Source organism: Collimonas fungivorans (genome assembly GCF_028292705.1).
In the GTDB taxonomy this organism is placed as follows: Bacteria; Pseudomonadota; Gammaproteobacteria; order Burkholderiales; family Burkholderiaceae_D; genus Collimonas; species Collimonas fungivorans_B.
This window is the reverse complement of the sequence record NZ_JAQGLV010000190.1, coordinates 1-3,012: the sequence shown is the minus strand read 5'-3', so window position 1 is coordinate 3,012 and position 3,012 is coordinate 1. Positions and strand designations below refer to the sequence as shown.

The window sequence follows — 3,012 nt, the reverse complement described above, 5'->3', positions numbered from 1 at the left end:
TCGCCGATACGCGGGAAGACCAGCAAGCCAACTTCTCCGCGGTTGATTCCGGTCACGACCGCATCCTGTACATACGGCGCGCCTTCCGACACCGCGCGAGCGCGCAACGGCCCGACGCTGACGAAGGTGCCAGAGTCCAGTTTGAAGTCCTCGGCAATGCGGCCATCGAATTGCAAACCGATCTCTGGGCGTTCAGGATCGACAAAACTTGCCGCGTCTCCGCTGCAATAGAAACCTTCTTCGTCGAACACCTGTGCGCCCGACGCTTCGTGACGCCAATATCCTGCCATCACGTGGGGGCCGCGAAAACGCAGCTCCAGCTTGCCGCCCACCGGCGCCAGTTTTGTCTCGCAACCTGGGGCCGGCAAGCCGATATGGCCTGCGCGCGTGCCTGCTCCGGTGGTAAACAGGCAGCAAGGCGAGGTTTCCGTCATGCCGAGGCCGGCCATGATGCGGATGCGCTCGCCGCAATATTGTTCCGTGACCCGTTCCAGCCGGCTCCAGGCCGCCTGCGACAGCCCTGCCCCGCCGAAAAAATACAGCTTCACGCGCGCAAAGAAGCACTGCCGCAGCGCCTCGTCGGTTTCCAGCGCGATCGCGAGTTCTTCCCAGCCCTTGGGAACATTGAAGTAGGCGGTCGGCGATATTTCACGCAGGTTGCGCAATGTTTCCTCGAACTTGCCGGCCACCGGCTTACCGTCGTCGATATAGAGCGAACCGCCGTTGTACAAGGCAATGCCGAGGTTATGGCTGCCGCCATAGGTGTGATTCCAGGGCAGCCAGTCGACCAGTACCGGCGGCTCTTTCGCGAACTCGGGAAACGTTTGCAACAGCATCTGCTGGTTGCTGCACAACATGCGATGCGTGGTCGGAACCGCCTTGGGCTGCCTGGTGGAACCTGAGGTGAAGAGGATTTTGGCGATCGTATCGCCATCTACGCGCGCCGATACTGCATCGATGCTGGCCGGAATGTGCTCAAGCAAGCTGTCAAGCGTGATGGAACGAGGCGTCGCCTGGTTCGTCAACAATATGGCGTCGGCAGGGACAGCGGCATCGATGGCGCGCGAGAACATCGCATGGTCACTTGCGTATACCAGTCCAGGATGCAACCGCCCCAGCATATAGCGGAGCTTGCTGAAATCGCTGGAAACCAGTGAATAAGCCGGCGACAGCGGTGCGAACGGGATACCGGCCAGCATTGCGCCGAAAGCCAGTTGCAAATGTTCCAGGTCGTTGCCGGACAGGATGGCAAGCGGCCGATCCGGCGCCAAGCCGAGATCGAGCAGTGCCTGGCCGATTGCCCGCGCACGCCGCAACATATCGGCATAAGTGATTGTTATCCAGGCGCCGTGATGGTCTCGGCGCGCCACCAGGACCCGCTCTGGGTGCGCTTGCGCGCCGCTCACCAGGCGGTCGGTCAGGCGCAGCGGAAATGCTTGCAACGGCTCGGTCGAACGTAAATACCAGGCGTTGCCTTTCCTGGTGATTTCGGGTGCAGCGGTAGTCACCGCCACATCCCTGTAACGCGCACCCGTGCCAGCTTCAACACTAGTCATGCTGTTGTCTCCTGCATTCTGTTGCGGCCCGCCTTTCTGCATGAAGGCGTTGCGGCCGGTGGTTATGGTTGCATCCTGTGCTAGACCGGATAGTGCCGAGCCTCGTTCTGGATCGTGATCCAGCGCAGGTCGGTAAATTCCGCAATCGATGCTTTGCCGCCGAAGCGTCCATAACCGCTGTTTTTTACGCCGCCGAAGGGCATTTGCGCCTCGTCATGGACGGTGGGCCCGTTGATGTGGCAAATGCCGGACTGGATCCGTTTTGCGACAGCCAGCGCACGCGAGATGTCGCGGCTGAAGACGGCGGATGCAAGCCCGTATTCGCTGTCGTTGGCCAGTTGCACGGCTTCATCGTCGCTGCCCACCCGCTGCACGGTCACTACCGGACCGAACGATTCCTCGCGATAGATCCGCATGTCTGGCGTAACACCGTCAACGATAACGGGCTGCATGACAGCGCCCTCGTAGCTGCAGCCGACCGGCAAGCGTGCGCCCTTGGAACTGGCATCTGCAACCAGTGCCGCCACGCGCGCCACCGCGCCGGCGTCGATCATGGCGCCGAGCACGCTGCCTGCCTCCAGCGGATTGCCGGCGACCAAGGATTGCGCTTTGGCGGCGAGCTTGTCGACGAACGCATCGGCAATCCGGCGGTCCACGATCACACGTTCGGTCGACATGCAGATCTGGCCCTGGTTGAAGAATGCACCAAATGCAACGGCGTCCACGGCGGCGTCGAGATCGGCGTCGGCCAGCACCAGCACCGCTGCTTTGCCGCCGAGTTCCAGCAACACCGGCTTCACGTGCTGCGCGGCGAGCCGGGCAACGATGCGCCCCACATGTGTCGAACCCGTGAAATTTATGCGGCGCACATGGCGGTGCGCAATCAGCCTCTCGACAATCGCCGCCGCGTCCTCCGGTGCATTGGTCACCACATTGACCACGCCCGCGCCGAGCCCGGCCTCATGCAGGACCGTGCCGATCATCGCGTGCACAGCCGGACATTGTTCCGACGCTTTCAATACCACCGTGTTGCCGCACGCCAGCGGCATCGCCAGTGCCCGTGTGCCAAGGATCACGGGCGCATTCCAAGGCGCGATGCCGAGCACCACGCCGCATGGCTGGCGCAGCGCAAGCGCAAGATTGCCAGGCACGTCGGACGGAATCACGCTGCCGTCGATCTGGGTCGTCATCGACGCCGCCTCGCGCAGCATGTTGGCCGCCAACATGACGTTAAAGCCGTACCAGTTCGGCATCGCGCCGGTCTCGCTGACGCCCACTGCGATGAATTCGGCAGTGCGTGCATCCATCAGGTCTGCAGCTTTGAGCAGCCGCTTGCGGCGCTCGGTCGGCGCCAGCGCGGCCCATGCCGGAAACGCCGCCTGGGCGGCTTCCACCGCCGCATCGGCATCCGCCAGGCCGGCGGCCGGCGCGCGGGTGGCAATGGCGCCGCTCACCG

At 63.1% G+C, this 3,012-nt stretch carries 2 protein-coding genes; both read right to left on the bottom strand.

The annotated features are described in order from the left end of the window. Positions 1–1,556, bottom strand: a 1,556-nt coding sequence (locus tag JWQ61_RS10250; RefSeq protein WP_304360442.1) for a feruloyl-CoA synthase, incomplete at its 3' end; no start/stop codon positions are given. A gap of 80 nt (positions 1,557–1,636) precedes the next feature. Continuing rightward, positions 1,637–3,012 (bottom strand): aldehyde dehydrogenase (locus JWQ61_RS10245; RefSeq protein WP_304360441.1); only part of this gene is annotated, 1,376 nt, incomplete at its 5' end.